Here is a 15,567-nt window from a genome sequence, read left to right as displayed (position 1 = left end):
ATCAGGCTTCCTCTTTTTTATAGTCTGCGGATTGTATGAGCATGTGTGCTGTTTCTTTCGCTCCAGCGGTCCCTCGTTCATAAATATCAAGGGAATAGGTCACCATTAATCCTTCGTGAAGAATAAACAATTGTTCTGCTATAGGATCAGGATTTTCCAGCTGCAGTTGTCTCAAAAGAGAGGCAAACAATTCCTTCAGCCATTTTTTCTCTTCAATAATAACCTTCCGTCCTGGATGGGTTTCTTCAGAAAGCTCAGCCAGGGCATTTACGAAGGCACAGCCTCTTTTGTTCCGTGTGCTCATCCAGTTTTCAAGGGCATCGAAAATACGCAGGATTTTATCCATCGGCTGATTGTCCGGAACTTCGTCCATGCAGGAGAACAGGTGCTTCCTCCACTTTTGATCCCGCTCTTCCAAGTACGCCACAATAAGCTGATCTTTGGATCCGAAACGGTCATACAAGGTCTTTTTGGTGACACCAGCTTCACTTGCGATTGTTTCCACACCTACAGCATGGATGCCTTTGGAATAAAACAGCTCTGAAGCGGTATCAAGAATCCGCCGGGCCGCCGGTGTCATTTTTGTCGTTTCACCCATGCAAGCCACCTCCATCTATCTGTTTGTATGGATCGGTCTCATAAGGATCGGCTTCTGCCTTTTGAATGACCCATACACCTAGAAAACATATTATCATTCCTAAGAGGGTTAAGAAACCAATTGTATCTCCAAACATAACATAAGCCCAGATCATTGTTACAGGTGGTGTTAAATAAAGGAGACTGCTGACTCTTGTGACACTGCCGATTTTTAAGTTCAACCAGTAAAAACCGTATCCTCCAATGGTGGACAAACCGGCGACCCAGGCGATTGCGAACCAGAAATCAAAGGTAGCCGGGGGCTCCGCATTGTCCGTTGCTATCCCAATGGCTGTAAAGAAAACAGCAGTTACGGCCGTTTGAATCGGCAGCGCATCCATTAAAGATAAGGGACGTTTGATTGTCTTTTCAAATAGTGTGGCTATGACAAGGGAAATCATGGCAGCAAATGACAGTCCATAAGCCCAGATCGGTACGTCTGAAGCTTTTCCGAGATCACCGTAAACGACGAACAATACGCCTGTGATGCCGATGAATAATCCGATCCACTGTTTACGTGATGTCCCTTCCTTTAAAACAGGTCCCGCCAGCAGTGCCGCAGCTATAGGCTGCAGCGTCGTTATTAAATTGGAGGTCCCTGCTGAAACTCCTTGTTCCACGGAAAGGAATACACAGTATAAGTATCCTCCCTGAGCCAGCAGTCCAATCAACACCTGTGTCATTACACTCTTAAGACTCAACCGGGTACGCTGTTTCCATAACCACCAAATTCCCCAAATAGCAGCGGCCGTTATAAAACGCCACATCAACACCGTCATAGAAGCTGCTTCATCGGTCCCGAGCCTCGCTCCGATAAACCCTGAGCTCCACATGATTACAAAGCCTGTCGCAGCCAGTATATTTAATTGTTTATTCATGAAGCATCATCCTTCCTTTCAAGTAAACCGAACGGTATATCTTAATGCAATATAACCATACCGGTCGGTTTACTGTCAAGAGGAAGGAATAGATGGAAAATTGACGGAATTTTTTAAAAAAATGAAACATTTGAAAACGGAGTGACGTAAGGAGGTGTGAAAGGGGAGACTGTATATGGAGTACTGATGTCCAAAAGACCAGAAGTCTCTGCTCCTGGAAATTGAAAAGCACTGGGACCGGTCCATCCAATGACAAGGGGGAAAATGAATGACGAAAATTACAAAGCACAACGAAAAAGCCTGGGATCGAAAAGTCGAGGATCAGGTTCGATATACAAGAGCGGTCGATGCGGAAGTCATTAAGAAGGCTTCTACTGGTGATTGGTCCGTCGGGGTGACGGCCGTACGTCAGGTGCCGATGGACTGGTTTCCTGCTCCTGTCCATACGTTGAAAATTCTGTGTTTAGCTTCCGGAGGTGGACAGCAGGGCCCGGTGCTCGCTGCCGCAGGAGCTGACGTAACGGTATTCGATTTATCGGCAGCACAGTTGGAACAGGATAAAAGAGTCAGTGAAAGGGAAGGGCTTTCGCTTCAAACCGTTCAAGGAGATATGACCGACTTGTCCATTTTTGAAGATGAAACCTTTGATTTGATTGTTCACCCGGTTTCCAACGTATTTGTGGAAAATGTCCGGCCGGTATGGAAGGAAGCCTCCCGGGTGTTGAAAACAAAAGGCACATTGATTGCTGGTTTTATGAATCCAGTGCTATATCTGTTTGATGATCAGAAAGAAGAGGAAGGAAAGCTTGAAGTGGCTCATGCGATCCCGTACTCAGGACTGGAAGATCTTGTTGAGGAAAACGAGGCAATAGAGTTTGGACATACGCTTGAAGATCAGATTCAAGGACAGATCGAAGCCGGACTGTTGATGACCGGTTTTTACGAGGATGATTTTGGAGACGGCCGGACTATCGATAAGTACATAAAGACGATGATTGCGACAAAGGCGGTTAAAGGGTAGGGGGACAGAAGGTTTTGGTTGTAGGAGAATAACAGCAGGCAGCACCTTGATCAAGGTGCTGCCTGCTTTACGTACATCAGGGAGAATCTCTGATTACGGAAAAAAGGTTTGTTTCGCCTGGACCGCGGTGTGGACTTCCTCCAGAGACTGGCAGCAGGCAGCTTCGATTTCTCCTGAAAATTTTTCCGGTTTCTTTTTCAGCAGACGAAGCACATGACAATCGGTAAACCAGTCTCCTTCTTCAGCGGGAGGGTGGATCCAGTCATCCCAGGCACTTGTTAGCGCCGGACTGAAAAGCTTGTTTCTCCCAAGCCCTCTGCATGGACTTGAAGATGATACAGGTGTCGAACTGTTCCCTTCCATAAGGAATAACTCAGGCCAGTAATCCGCTCTTGATCCGGTATGAGGACGGGATTCGGCCCACAGAATGATGGATTCCAGCCGTGATTCTATAGAATAGAGGAGGTCGTAGAGGGAACGCCCCAGTGATACGCGTTTATTTACGGAAGTGAAATGGTGAACCGTCCCACCCGTCAATTTTATCCGCTTTTGTACAGGTGTCAGATAAGGGAAAAGGATGTGGTTCATGGACATGAGTTCCTGAAGCTTAAACATGACTTTATCCATCACTGTCTGCATGTACAGAGAGTTGTTAAGGACACGATTTTCAATATAATGCTGTTCGTTTACAATCAGGGCTTTGGTGATTTCTTCACTGCAGCCGCTTTCCCAGAAACGTTCCCAGAAAGGGCGCATGAAGGCGGATACATTCAGAGAGGGTAACAAATGCCAAAGGGGCTCTCCCCGCTTCCGGCTGTATTCATAGAGAAGAAGTTGAGGATAGGCATCCTGAAAAATGAGCCAGTTCCCCCGTTCCAAAAACATATAAAAATCGACCGCTTCTTTTGCTGTCAGCAGTTTAGGGAGATAAGTTCCCTTTAAATCGGTCATATTCCAACCGGCATTTCTCGAGACTAAATGGGCAAGGAGAGCCCAGTGGATTTCTGGGTGAATGAGAAAGAAATCCAAATAGGCTTTTGTACGGGTGACATTGTTCTGATTGGCTTTCTTCGTTTTATATCTAATGGTCTCCAACAGTTTTTTTTCTTTATTATCCAGCTGTGGTGGTGGACTCGATTTTAAAGCATTCTTCAACTGCTTCTTTAGAACACCTGCATCAGAACGGAAATTCACTGTACCCCCTCCCCTATACACAAAAGTGCTGAAGTTTTTCATGATTTTTCTAGTGTATGCAGGAATTTAAACCGTATGTAAAACAAGGAAGGAATATCGTTGGATCTCAACGAATCTTTCTAAAATAAGGGGATAAAGAGGGGGAAGTGTGGCAGCGGAGTGTCGAAATTACAAAGGAGGAAGTCCTATTGGTGCAGCGTATGATGTGGGATCATCTTGATGCCGCCGGTTCGGAATATGTCACGATAGACAAAGGGGCAGATGGTATGGAAGTGAACGGTACCGTGCTGTTGATCAGTGACAGCAGCCCCTGCCGCATCTCTTATGTTTTAAGGCTTGGTCATGACTGGAAAACGAAGAAGCTGAAGGTTTTTACCAACGAAGAAAAAGACCCGTTCGTTATTGAAGCAGTTAAAGAGGACAAGTGGTGGGTGGGAGGCTGTTATATGGAGGCGCTGGATGGGGCGTCCAATGTCGATATGCCGATCACTCCTGTCACCCACTCGCTTCCGATCAACCGGGTTTCATGGATGGTTGGAGAGAAAAGAACGTTTAAAATGGTCTCTGTACAGCCGCTGAGCAGGGAAGTTATACCACTAATGCAGACGTATACGTATCTAGGGGATTCTGATGGCTGCCGGATTTTCCAGTACAGGTGCCGGAATTACGAAACGGCGCTGGTCGTTGACCAAAACGGATGGGTTGTCGAATATCCAGGATGTTTTTACAGGCAGGGAGTGTCAGATTACACGGGTATTTTTCCCGGGACACAGGTATTTCTCACTTCGGAAGGAAAATCAGGGGGAAGGCTACCATCCTGACGGCAATTCCGTCGGAGGAGAAGAGGATGGATAACTTGCTCGATATCAAAAGTTTCTTTACACTTTTTGTAAGCGCTTTAAAATAGGAGGGTGTTGGCATGCATGTACCTTTAGTCTTAACAGATTTTCTGGATCGGGCGGTCGATTTATATGGAGAAAAAACAGCCGTTATTGATGATACCTTTTCCTTGACCTACAGTCAGTTGAATCAGAGGGTCAACCGGCTTTCCCGCGGCCTGCAGTCCATCGGCGTCGGAAAGGGGGATAAAGTCGCTTATCTGGCTCCCAATTCAACAGAAATGCTTGAAGGATTCTACGGGGTCTTTCAACTCGGAGCGGTCATGACACCGTTGAATACCCGTCTGCAGCCGGGAGATTATCAATTTATTTTGAGACATAGTGAAAGTAAAGTTCTGCTTGTTGATGAAACGTTGTATCCAATGGTTGAAGGCATTGCTGGTGATATTCCTTCCCTGGAGCACGTGATTGTCCATGGGGATTCCTCCGATCAGGGATATGAACATTGGCTCCACTCCTTTTCCGGCGATCCATTTCCACGGGCTGAAGTAGAGGAAACGGACCCGGCCTCTCTCTTGTATACAAGCGGGACCACCGGAAACCCCAAAGGTGTGTTGCTGAATCATCGGTCGAACTATTTACATGCTTTATCATCGATGCACCATTTGCGTGTATCAGATCAGGATACCCTGCTGCATGTACTTCCGATGTTTCATGTAAACGGATGGGGGTCTCCTTTTTACTATACAGCAAATGGGGCGACACAGGTGATGCTCCGTAGAACTGAACCATCCCTCATCATTGATAAGGTGGAGAAGCATAAGGTGAGTGTCCTACATATGGCTCCCACGGTGTTGAATATGGTGATTGAGGCATATGAAGCGGCTGATCCAAAAATCGAGCAGGATGTCCGCGTCGTTATTGCGGGGTCGGCTCCTCCTCCGGCTTTTGTCAGGAAAGTGGAAGAGGGCTTAGGGTGGAAGTTCATTCAAGTGTACGGCATGACTGAAATCTCCCCACTCATTACGACCTCTGAGCTCAAGTCTATGGATAGGGAAAAGGCGCCGGAAGAACGCTATCGATTGAAGGCGAAAGCAGGTTACAGTATGATAGGAAGCCGGGTTAAGGTCGTGGATGAACAGGGAAATCAAGTGCCTCACGATGGAAGATCGATAGGCGAAATCATTACACGATCGAATAATGTCATGGATGGTTATTACAAAAACGAAGAAGCTACGACAGCTGCCATTCGTGATGGGTGGCTGTACACAGGAGATATGGCTGCCGTGGATAAAAACGGTTATATTGAAATCGTAGACCGGAAGAAGGACGTCATTATCAGCGGTGGTGAAAACATCTCTTCCATCGAGGTGGAAGGAACATTGTACGATCACCCCTCTATATTGGAGGCCGCGGTCGTAGCGGTTCCACACGAAAAATGGGGGGAGGTTCCGCACGCAAGCATCGTTCTCAGAGAAGGGGAAATGCTCACAGAAGAAGAGGTGGTACGTTTCTGCAGGGAAAAACTCGCTCATTTTAAAGTGCCGAAGAGCATTTCCTTTATTGAAGAATTACCAAAAACCGCATCTGGAAAAATACAAAAAGTGGCGATCCGGAAGGAATTCTGGAAAGGTCACAGCCGGATGGTCCATTAATCAGTATCTCCCTCATTAAAATGGGGGGATCTGCGTTGACATTTATACCTTTGGGGGTATAAAATACAATTAGAAAAGGAGGGACGGATCATGACGGTAGTAATGACTGCCCTGGTTATGTTTGTCTTATACCATATCCTCTATCGGATTTGGCCGGTGCACTCGGTTCATAAAGTTCCCATGACTCCAGGTAAATCTTTTACAGGCAGAGCGGTTGTCGATACACGGGATTATCAGATTTCATATAAAGATCCGTATCCTCAGGCGTACTGCCTGCCTCTTGCCTATTTAAAACGGCACGCAGGAGAGCTGCCGGAGCAGCCGCTTGTGTTGATCTCCACGAACGAAGTTGAGAAAAACATGGCGGCAAGGGTCCTTAGAAAAAAAGGATTCACCATTGAAGGCTACGCCATTGCCGGCGAGTGTGAAGAATGTCCGAAAGTTCCTTGTATGGCCGGCTCATAAATGTTCATGGTTAACGTAAGTACTCATGACGGATTCTAAAAAACGCTCCATTCCTCAGCTGCCCCTGCACAGGAATGGAGCGTTTTTTATAAAGAGCCGTCCTTTAATCTTCCTCACACAAAACACGCTGCAGCTGCGTCTTCGGTACGTTTTGCAGCCCCCAGTCACAGATCAAATCAAGCACAGGAATCAGGGACCGCCCGCGTTCTGTCAGCGAATATTCAACCTTGGGAGGAACTTCTGGATAAACCTTCCTGGAAAGAAGTCCGTCTTGTTCCAGTTCTCTTAACTGTCTTGTCAATGTTTTGTGGGATACATCTTGTATATACTGCTTCAAATCACCGAAACGTCTACAACCGGACTCATGAATTTCATACAGGATCAGAACTTTCCATTTTCCTTGAATGATCTGCAGCGTCGCATCGAACTCATTTAAATAAAGCGCCTTTTCCATATGGTTTCCTTTCCATACGTTACCTTCATGTCACCATCTGACATGAAAGTGCGTACTTTTTTCTGCATGGTTCCTACTGTACACTACCCATGAGTGAAAGAAAAGAAAGGGGAATGAAGATGAAATCGGGATTTATCGCCATTACAGGTGCTTCCAGCGGGATAGGGAAAGCGACGGCTTCATTATTTGTGAACAAGGGTTTTAATGTCCTGCTTTTGGCCAGAAGACAGCATCTTCTGGAAGAATTTTCAGGAGATCACGTCATGAAAGTGGAAGTGGATGTTACAGATGAAAAGGCATTGAAGGAAGCCATAGGGAAAGCGGAGGAGCGGTTTGGTGCGGTTGACCTGATCGTAAACAATGCAGGACGGATGCTTCTTGGTGACATTACCAGTCAAAACTCAGCTGAATGGAAAGAAATGTATGATGTTAACGTGCTTGGGGTATTGAATGGGATGCAGGCCGTTCTCCCCTCGATGAAAGAACGGCAGCGCGGGACCATCATAAATATCGGATCGATTGCCGGTAGAAAAACCTTTCCGGATCATGCGGCTTATGTAGGGACAAAATTTGCCGTTCATGCGATGACGGAAAATGTGCGGGAGGAAGCAGCCGGCGACAATATCCGTGTCACGATCATAGCCCCGGGTGTTGTGGAAACAGAATTGCTCGATCATACATCTGATGACGGCATTAAGCAAGGCTACAAGGATTGGAAAGCCTCCATCAATGGAGGTCTTGAGCCGGACGTTGTCGCTGAGACAGTTTACTTTGCCTATCAGCAGCCATCATCTGTAACCATTCGGGAAATTGACCTGGCACCGACGAAGCAGCAGGATTAAACAGAAAAAAAGCACAAATTGAAACGGTTTCCTTATCTTTTTCGTACGGTATAGTAGAGGATGAACAGGGAGGCTTATCCAATGATTCAAGTTATTGTGATACTCGTATCAGGTTTCGGTTTGTATATGTTATTCAACTGGCTTATGGGATACCGGAAAGGGCATATCCAAATGGATTTGGATCAGCGGTACTTTGATTTCGGTCCATATGTCAAAGCTGTTCTCGCTGAACTGAAGGATCGCGGATATGAAGCATCCTACGAAGGAAACGGTATATTTTCAATCAATGGAAGACGCTATGTTTTTATGGAACGAAATGTTTCCATGGGCGGCGCCCCTCTGCAGCGGACTATCTTAAAACCGGATAAATAAGCGTTAAGGCTCTCTCCATTTACGGGGGGAGCTTTTTTTCATGGAATAAGAAGGCCGACGCACACACGAGTGTAAGATCATAGATTAAGCCGGTTGAGGACACGTTCTCAACCGGCTTAATCTATGGATCAATAAAGAATGGTCTCATCGTATCTGCCGTAGGATTAAGTAAAGAAATGTAAAGAATCCTTACACAAACAATTGTGTTAACATTCTGACTTTGTTACAGTAGTATATATCATATGATGTTAAGAAATCTAACATGGAGGGAAAAGTCATGGAAGCTGCTTTTTTAATGAACAATCTCTGGATTGTTGTCTGTACGATTCTTGTTTTGTTAATGCAGGGTGGTTTTATCCTTTTGGAGGCAGGCTCAACACGAATGAAAAATGCTGGTCACATTGCAGGAAAGACCGTTTTTACAGTAGGGATCGTCTCGCTTGTTTTCTGGGCGGTCGGATATGGGTTGATTTACGGGGAAGGTAATGCCTTTGTCGGCTTATCCCAGTTCTTTTACGGGGATGCAGAAACAATGGGGGAAGGGTTAGCGGGTTCTGTTGATTTTATGTTCCAGTTGGCGTTCGCTGCTATTGCCATGACCATTGCATTTGGGGGCTTCGCTGAACGGGCGAAGCTGATGGGTTATGTTATTTTTGCCGTCTTATTTTCTATACTTATCTACCCGGTTATCGCTCATTGGATCTGGGGAGGCGGCTGGCTTGCCGAACACGGGAAGCAGGACTTCGCCGGCTCCACGGTTGTTCACCTGACCGGAGCTATGGCAGCTCTTGCCGCAACCATTATCTTAAAGCCTCGGATCGGAAAATATAACAACGATGGGACCTCCAACGAGATTGCTGGTCATAACCAAGTCTTTACAGCTCTTGGTGTACTTATTCTGTGGGTGGGATGGTTTGGGTTTAATGCAGGTAGTACGTTTGGTGTGGCGGATGCCTTTTTCGGTTATGTAGCCTTGAACACTCAGCTGGCAGCCGGAGCGGGTGCCGTGGGGGCCATGCTTATGGTGTGGGCTGTCACAGGTAAGGCTGATGTACCGACAACACTGAACGGGGCTTTGGCTGGTCTTGTTGCCATTACGGCCTCGTGTGCGTTCGTTGCTCCATGGGCGGCTGTTCTGATTGGTTTAATCGGGGGAGCGTTCGTATTTTTCAGTATGAGATTCTTTGATAAGCGGAGAATCGATGATCCTATATTCGCTCTTTCCGTTCACGGGACTGTAGGGGTATGGGGGACGTTATCCAACGGGTTGTTTGCAACGCCGGAACTTGCTGTTGTCGGTCGGCCCGGACTTTTCTACGGTGGCGGCTTTGAACAGCTGGGCGTCCAGATTCTGGGGGTTGTAAGTGCAGGTCTCTATGCGTTTATCGTTTCCTTCATCATTCTGAAGGTGATGGATAAGGCGATGGGCGGTCTCCGTGTATCTGAAGAAGAAGAGATTCTGGGTCTTGATATAAGTGAACACGGTGGGTATGGGTATCCGGAGAACTTGACCCCGCCGAAATCGAATTCCGGTGCCTGAATGGAGATAAAGGATGGAGTCAAGATGCACGAAAGCTACGAAGACCTGCGTATATGGCGGGACAGGGAAATTCCTGGTCTGTTATCCGACTCGGAGCAATTGAACTTGTTCCATGATCAGCTCATTTCCAGGACGATGAGACTTGCAGAGGAACGGGTGAAACGTGAGCAGGGAAATCCGCCTGCTCCATATGCTTTTTATCTCATGGGGAGCGCCGGACGCTGCGAGCAGTCGATTTGGAGCGATCAGGATCACGGGCTGATTTTTGCAGGGGGAAGATCTGAACAGGATTATTTTCTCGTCCTCGGTGCTGAAATTAAGCGAGGACTCGCAGCGGTCGGTTATGATGAATGTGAAGGTGGAGTCATGTCCTCCAATCCACTTTGGTGTCTGCCGGAAGAAGCAATGAAGCAGCAGGTATCGGGGTGGCTTCAGCAGGGGGACTGGCAGGCTCTCCGTCACATGCAGATTTTCTTCGATTCACGAGTTCTCATTGGTGAAAAAGACATGCTGACCCCGGTGAAAAACATCATATTCTCCACATTGAAGGAGCGCAATGACCTGTATCAAAGGCTTATTGAAAATGTAAGGCTGATAAAAAAAGGAAGGGGCGTATTTGGACAGCTGCTGCCTGAACAGAAAGGGAGCAGACAGGGCAGCCTCGACCTTAAACAAACGATTTATTTTCCTTTTGTCAACGCAGCGAGACTTCTGGCCTTTTATAAACAGCTGCATGTCCCTTCGACCCTTTCCAGGTATGCATGTCTGGAGGACGATTATCCCGCTCTCCGTTTTTATAAACGGCAGTTCAGTGAATTCCTTCAGTTCAGGCTCCGAAAAGTAGAGAAGTCGGACGGGTATGACCACGTGCATTATATTCCTGTACAGTCTTTGAATCCGGGGGAAAAGAAGCAGTTAAAAGCATGGATGAAATACAGTCATGAAGCCTTTGAGTACGCCGGGAAGATTTTATCTAAAGCAGGTGTACTATGAATCCATTTGCTCAATTTGTGAAGGACCTTTCCGGGCGGCTGGGCAGCGGTTTTTCATCCCTGAACCAGACCAGCGCTTCCAACCAGGCTTACATTCGAAACCTGGAGCGCGAAATCAAAGAAAAAAACGTGCTGGATCAGTCACTTATTGATCTGCCTGTAGTCGTCTTTGATTTGGAGACGACCGGCTTTCATCCTTACCAGGGAGACCGGATTCTTTCCATAGGGGCTGTAAAAGTCAGAGGTTTGCAGGTGGAAGAAGAACCGTTTTATTCACTCGTCCATAGCGGTGTATCCATATCTGAGGAAATCACCCGTCTCACCGGAATTACAAATGACATGACGGAGGCAGCCCCGTCCCTGAATGAAGTTCTGAATGGTTTTTACAGGTATATCCAAAGTGATGTTTTAGTGGCGCATCACGCCGGCCACGAGCGGAAGTTTATGAACCATGCTGCATGGACGACGATGAAGCGGAAGTTTCATCACCGCCTTCTTGATACAACTTTTCTCACCAGGGTGAATCGTCCGGACCAAGCTCTGAATTCGCTTGATGAATGCTGTGCAGCGTATGAGGTATCGATTGATCAGCGTCATCATGCTTTATCGGATGCCAAAGCCGCCGCTGCTTTATGGATTCAGTCTGTCAAGGAAGCACGAGAGAACGGTTACCGGACGCTCGGGGAAGTCTATACAAAACTTGCTTCTTTAAAATAAGGCACTCCTGATTGAAAGGGGTGCTTTTTTGTGTGAAAAAATCTCCGCATGTGTTACATATCTTTAGAAAAAAATGAAAAAAACACCCTTGTGTTGTAAAATTCAGACTATTATGTATAATGTGAGACACAATACAGGCAGGAGGAATAGCAGTGGCAGTAAATATGACCCATCTCATACAAGAATTAAAACAGGTGCTTGAAGAACATCAATTTTCAACGAATGACACCGTTCTTGAACATCACAGCAGGGACGAATCTTATCATAAACCGGCAAAGCCGGAGCTTGTTGTCTTTCCAGAGACAACTGAGGAGGTGCAGGTGGTAGTAAAAGCAGCAGAATCTTTCGGCGTACCGATTATTCCTTTTGGGCTTGGGACAAGCCTTGAGGGCCACGTCATCCCTTGTGGACGCGGGATAACGATTGATTTTTCACAAATGAACAACGTGCTTGAAGTGAGGGAGAAGGATTTTCTCGTAAAAGTCCAGCCGGGAGTGACCAGGTCTCAACTTAATAAGGAGTTGAAGAAATACGGCCTGTTCTTTACTGTAGATCCGGGGGCGGATGCCACACTCGGGGGGATGGCAGCGACTAATGCAAGTGGAACAACATCCGTCAAATATGGAGTCATGAAAGATCAGGTCCATGACCTTGAAGTGGTCACGCCTGATGGAAGTCGAATACATACAGGCAGTATGGCAAGGAAGTCCTCCTCCGGTATTCATCTGAACAGTCTTTATGTAGGTTCAGAAGGGACTCTCGGGTGCATAACGGAATTAACGCTGCGCGTCTATGGCATTCCGGAGCACATCATGGCAGGAAGGGCGGCCTTTCCAACCGTCAATGATGCCGTAGAGGCAGTGGTATCCATCCTGCAGGCAGGCGTTCCCATTGCAAGGGTGGAGCTCGTGGATGACCGGTCGATCCAGCAGGTAAATCGCTACAACAACACGACGTATGAAGAAAAGCCGACTTTATTTTTAGAGTTTCACGGGAATGAGGCCGGCCTGTTACAGGATGTGGATTTTGTGAAAGCGATTGTGCAGGAACATGATTGTCAGGGCATCCATTTTGAAGAAGATAACGCTGCCCGGGTGAAGCTGTGGGAGGCGAGGCATCAGCTGGCTTATGCCTATATTCACAGCTTTCCCGGCAGGAAGCTGATGGTGACGGATGTGTGTGTTCCGATTTCTGAACTGGCTGGAGCTGTTATTCACGCGCGAAGAGTCATTGAAGATCTCGGTCTTCAAGCAGGGATACTGGGTCATGTGGGCGACGGGAATTATCATGCACTTCTTATGCTGGATCCGGATCTTCCCAGTGAAGCTGCTAAAGCGGAGCAGTTGAATGAAGCCATTGTAGAATATGCGCTTGCCTGCGGTGGGACCTCGACAGGTGAACATGGAGTTGGACGAGGAAAGATGAAATACCAGGAGCAGGAACACGGCTCCGCGCTTGCTGTAATGGAGAAAATTAAGCAGGCACTCGACCCGAAAGGAATTATGAATCCAGGCAAACTCGTTCCAACAAGGAGGACAAACGTATGAAAATGTTGGAGTTAATCAGCCATATCGCTGGGAAGTATTTTGCTTTCTGGGTGGTGGGAGCTGCTCTGATCGCTTTCTTTCTCCCTTCCACATTTCTCGGCCTGGGAGCCTATATCACCATTCTGTTAGGTGTTGTTATGTTCGGAATGGGACTCACATTGAAGCCGGTGGATTTTAAAATGGTCGTACAAAAGCCGGTCCCTGTAATCATCGGTGTGTTGTCCCAATATTTGATTATGCCGGTCGCTGCTTTTGCCATTGCTTATCTACTGAATCTTCCCGCTGAACTTGCGGCAGGACTTGTGCTGCTCGGTTCAGTTCCGGGAGGGACCTCTTCCAATGTCATGGTTTTTCTTGCAAGAGGAAATCTCGCATTGTCTGTGGCGATGACCTCGTTGTCGACGCTTCTGGCCCCTGTCTTTACGCCGTTGATTCTTCTTGTTTTGGCAGGGCAGTGGCTTCCTGTTGACCCGGTATCTATGTTTGTTTCCATCGTTCAGGTTATTATTATTCCTATTGCTCTCGGGGTTGGGGTGCGTAAACTCGCCCCCGTAGTCGTTGAAAAAGGAACGTCCATCATCCCGCTGATCTCTGTTCTGGCAATCATCATTATTGTTATGGCTGTAGTGGCGGCGAATGTTGACAGTATCGTCAGTTCTGGTGTGATGGTTTTTGCTGCCGTTATGCTTCATAACCTTTTCGGGCTTTCCCTTGGTTATGGAACAGCGAAAATGATGAAGCTGGATGAGAGCAAGCGACGGGCGATTTCTATTGAAGTAGGGATGCAGAATTCAGGTCTTGGTGTAGCTCTTGCTACGGCCCATTTTGGTCCCCTTGCTGCGCTGCCGAACGTTCTTGCTGCTGTATGGCACAACATCTCTGGTCCAATACTTGCGACGTTCTGGTCAAAGAGACCGGTAGAAAAACAAGAGGAAGATCCTTCCTCCCGGGACGCGTGGGTGGAGGATATAAAACAAACCGGTCTGTAAATGCTGTCAAATGTGAAACTTTTTTCCATTCTTTTCCGTAAACCATGATAACAGCGGAGGAGGATGCATGTGAATCATAACAAGAATCATGGGCGAAGAAGAAGTGGACGTGTATCCGCCTTCTTTGAATTTCTTATCGAATGTATTGGCTGGGTTCCGGAGGTGGCTTTCGGTATCGGGCGGCTGTTTTTCTGGGTGTTTACATGTATAGGAAAGCTGTTCAGGGATGTGTTTGATCTTTCTTAGAAAAAGTATGGAGGCAGGGGGCTGATGAACAGATACACGGCGCATTCTTCATACATCTGCCAGCATTGTATCCGGTATTGTATCGACGAAAGAGGGGGCTTATGAAAAAAATATGGACAGGCATCTGTTTAGTTCTTCTTGTTCTGCTTTCAGGCGTCGTTTTGTATTCTTTATGGGGAAGCCAGGAGGTGAAAGCTGTGACGGAGTATGAAAAACAAGAAGTTGAGAGGTTTGAAATCGAAGTGGCATCCATGGATGTGGACATTCAGACCGCATCTGTTTCCGACATTGAAATGAGCGCAGAAGGAAAGACGGACCAGCCTCTTTTTACGTACCACTACTCCGAGGGAACATTACATATTGAAGAAGGGGAACGAAAAGGGATCCGTCTGCTTCCTTTTTCTCCATTCAAAGATGCTTCCTTAAGCATCGTGTTACCTAAGAAAAAATATGAGGGGTTAACCATGCAGGCATCGTCCGGAGACATCCGTATCGAGGGGCTGACAGCAGAGACTATACATATCGAGGCTTCTTCAGGATCTGTGGACATGGTGGATAATGAGATTCAAAAGACGCTGGCTGTTGAAACTTCCAGTGGAGATGTCACAGGGGAAGCTGTTACAGCAGGCGCGCGAACATACAAAACAAAGAGCGGATCCATTAGAGAAGAAGACGCTGATGGTGGGAAAACAACAGTCGACACGACTTCCGGTGATCTATCCTTGAGCGGAATGCAGGTGCTGAATGGTCTGGAAGTGGAAACGAACAGTGGGGATGTGCATGTAAGTTATGCATTGGCAGCTCCTCAAGACGGAAAAGTTTTATTTACGAGCCAGTCAGGCGACGCGGTCGTTAACTGGAAAGATTTGCTATATGAAACGAAAAAGGAGCACTCATTCGAAGCTGTACTTGGGGATGGAACTGAAGAGAACATCATCCGGATTGCTACTCAGTCCGGGGATCTGCATTTGGAAAACAGGTGAGAGGAGACCCTCCCACCTGCCGTGTCTAATTAGAATGAATCAGCGCCCGGGCCTGGTTTAGGACGATTTTTATTGGTGCGGTGTCCTGTTTCTTCTTCAACAGGCAGGCTTTCTTTTGGTGTTTTATTATTAGTTTTGGCAGCGTTCATTTGTGACGTGCGCTTTCCCATATAACATCCCTCCTTACAATCATCGTC

18 protein-coding genes are annotated in these 15,567 nt (G+C 47.0%); 13 read left to right on the top strand and 5 right to left on the bottom strand.

What is annotated here, in order from left to right:
* Window position 1: 1 nt before the first annotated feature.
* Window positions 2-598, bottom strand: coding sequence for a TetR/AcrR family transcriptional regulator (locus tag QMA39_RS05850; RefSeq protein WP_281658195.1), 597 nt, complete (start codon window positions 596-598; stop codon window positions 2-4).
* Window positions 591-1,514: a DMT family transporter gene (locus QMA39_RS05845; protein ID WP_281658194.1), complete on the bottom strand. Its 924-nt coding sequence runs from the start codon at window positions 1,512-1,514 to the stop codon at window positions 591-593. Before QMA39_RS05845 ends, QMA39_RS05850 begins: the two co-directional genes overlap by 8 nt.
* A gap of 268 nt (window positions 1,515-1,782) precedes the next feature.
* On the opposite strand from QMA39_RS05845, the gene QMA39_RS05840 reads away from it, so the two are divergent.
* On the top strand, window positions 1,783-2,535 hold the full coding sequence (locus tag QMA39_RS05840; protein ID WP_281658193.1) for a class I SAM-dependent methyltransferase: 753 nt from the start codon (window positions 1,783-1,785) through the stop codon (window positions 2,533-2,535).
* A gap of 93 nt (window positions 2,536-2,628) precedes the next feature.
* Here QMA39_RS05840 and QMA39_RS05835 read toward each other — a convergent pair whose 3' ends face one another.
* Window positions 2,629-3,729, bottom strand: a complete 1,101-nt coding sequence (locus tag QMA39_RS05835) for a DUF2515 family protein (RefSeq protein WP_035532071.1) — start codon at window positions 3,727-3,729, stop codon at window positions 2,629-2,631.
* A 200-nt stretch (window positions 3,730-3,929) separates the two neighbouring features.
* Here QMA39_RS05835 and QMA39_RS05830 point away from each other — a divergent pair, with 200 nt between their 5' ends.
* From QMA39_RS05830 to QMA39_RS05820, 3 genes are all read left to right on the top strand, one after another.
* The gene (locus QMA39_RS05830; RefSeq protein WP_281658385.1) at window positions 3,930-4,550 is read left to right on the top strand and encodes a putative glycolipid-binding domain-containing protein; all 621 of its coding nucleotides are present in this window, start codon (window positions 3,930-3,932) and stop codon (window positions 4,548-4,550) included.
* Between the two features lie 98 nt (window positions 4,551-4,648).
* Window positions 4,649-6,223, top strand: a complete 1,575-nt coding sequence (locus QMA39_RS05825) for a long-chain-fatty-acid--CoA ligase (RefSeq protein WP_281658192.1) — start codon at window positions 4,649-4,651, stop codon at window positions 6,221-6,223.
* A gap of 90 nt (window positions 6,224-6,313) precedes the next feature.
* Entirely contained in the window at window positions 6,314-6,688 is a 375-nt protein-coding gene (locus tag QMA39_RS05820; RefSeq protein WP_281658191.1) for a hypothetical protein, read from the top strand.
* 103 nt (window positions 6,689-6,791) lie between these two features.
* Here QMA39_RS05820 and QMA39_RS05815 read toward each other — a convergent pair whose 3' ends face one another.
* Window positions 6,792-7,142, bottom strand: coding sequence for a helix-turn-helix domain-containing protein (locus QMA39_RS05815; RefSeq protein ID WP_027955504.1), 351 nt, complete (start codon window positions 7,140-7,142; stop codon window positions 6,792-6,794).
* A 119-nt stretch (window positions 7,143-7,261) separates the two neighbouring features.
* On the opposite strand from QMA39_RS05815, the gene QMA39_RS05810 reads away from it, so the two are divergent.
* The 9 genes from QMA39_RS05810 to QMA39_RS05770 all read left to right on the top strand — a co-directional run bounded on the left by QMA39_RS05810 (window position 7,262) and on the right by QMA39_RS05770 (window position 15,370).
* The gene (locus QMA39_RS05810; RefSeq protein WP_027955505.1) at window positions 7,262-7,984 is read left to right on the top strand and encodes an SDR family oxidoreductase; all 723 of its coding nucleotides are present in this window, start codon (window positions 7,262-7,264) and stop codon (window positions 7,982-7,984) included.
* Between the two features lie 81 nt (window positions 7,985-8,065).
* Window positions 8,066-8,356 (top strand): hypothetical protein, encoded by a 291-nt coding sequence (locus QMA39_RS05805; protein WP_035532074.1) that lies wholly within the window; start codon window positions 8,066-8,068, stop codon window positions 8,354-8,356.
* A gap of 277 nt (window positions 8,357-8,633) precedes the next feature.
* Entirely contained in the window at window positions 8,634-9,896 is a 1,263-nt protein-coding gene (locus QMA39_RS05800) for an ammonium transporter (RefSeq protein WP_027955507.1), read from the top strand.
* 24 nt (window positions 9,897-9,920) lie between these two features.
* Entirely contained in the window at window positions 9,921-10,889 is a 969-nt protein-coding gene (locus QMA39_RS05795; protein WP_281658190.1) for a DUF294 nucleotidyltransferase-like domain-containing protein, read from the top strand.
* The gene (locus QMA39_RS05790) at window positions 10,886-11,605 is read left to right on the top strand and encodes an exonuclease domain-containing protein (protein WP_281658189.1); all 720 of its coding nucleotides are present in this window, start codon (window positions 10,886-10,888) and stop codon (window positions 11,603-11,605) included. Before QMA39_RS05795 ends, QMA39_RS05790 begins: the two co-directional genes overlap by 4 nt.
* 164 nt (window positions 11,606-11,769) lie before the next feature.
* Window positions 11,770-13,152 carry an FAD-linked oxidase C-terminal domain-containing protein gene (locus QMA39_RS05785; RefSeq protein ID WP_281658384.1) on the top strand — a complete coding sequence of 461 codons (1,383 nt, stop codon included), beginning with the start codon at window positions 11,770-11,772 and terminating at the stop codon, window positions 13,150-13,152.
* Window positions 13,149-14,141: a bile acid:sodium symporter family protein gene (locus tag QMA39_RS05780; RefSeq protein ID WP_281658188.1), complete on the top strand. Its 993-nt coding sequence runs from the start codon at window positions 13,149-13,151 to the stop codon at window positions 14,139-14,141. The genes QMA39_RS05785 and QMA39_RS05780 overlap by 4 nt, the downstream gene beginning before the upstream one ends.
* A gap of 69 nt (window positions 14,142-14,210) precedes the next feature.
* Window positions 14,211-14,387 carry a hypothetical protein gene (locus tag QMA39_RS05775; protein WP_156896458.1) on the top strand — a complete coding sequence of 59 codons (177 nt, stop codon included), beginning with the start codon at window positions 14,211-14,213 and terminating at the stop codon, window positions 14,385-14,387.
* 101 nt (window positions 14,388-14,488) lie between these two features.
* Complete coding sequence (locus tag QMA39_RS05770) at window positions 14,489-15,370, top strand: DUF4097 family beta strand repeat-containing protein (protein WP_281658187.1); 882 nt, start codon at window positions 14,489-14,491, stop codon at window positions 15,368-15,370.
* Between the two features lie 29 nt (window positions 15,371-15,399).
* Here QMA39_RS05770 and QMA39_RS05765 read toward each other — a convergent pair whose 3' ends face one another.
* Window positions 15,400-15,540 (bottom strand): hypothetical protein, encoded by a 141-nt coding sequence (locus tag QMA39_RS05765; RefSeq protein ID WP_156896457.1) that lies wholly within the window; start codon window positions 15,538-15,540, stop codon window positions 15,400-15,402.
* Window positions 15,541-15,567 lie beyond the last annotated feature (27 nt).

Source organism: Halobacillus sp. Cin3 (assembly GCF_947311855.1).
Taxonomy (GTDB): domain Bacteria; phylum Bacillota; class Bacilli; order Bacillales; family Halobacillaceae; genus Halobacillus; species Halobacillus kuroshimensis.
Note: the sequence above shows the minus strand (reverse complement) of the source record. Positions and strands in the feature narration are given on the sequence as shown.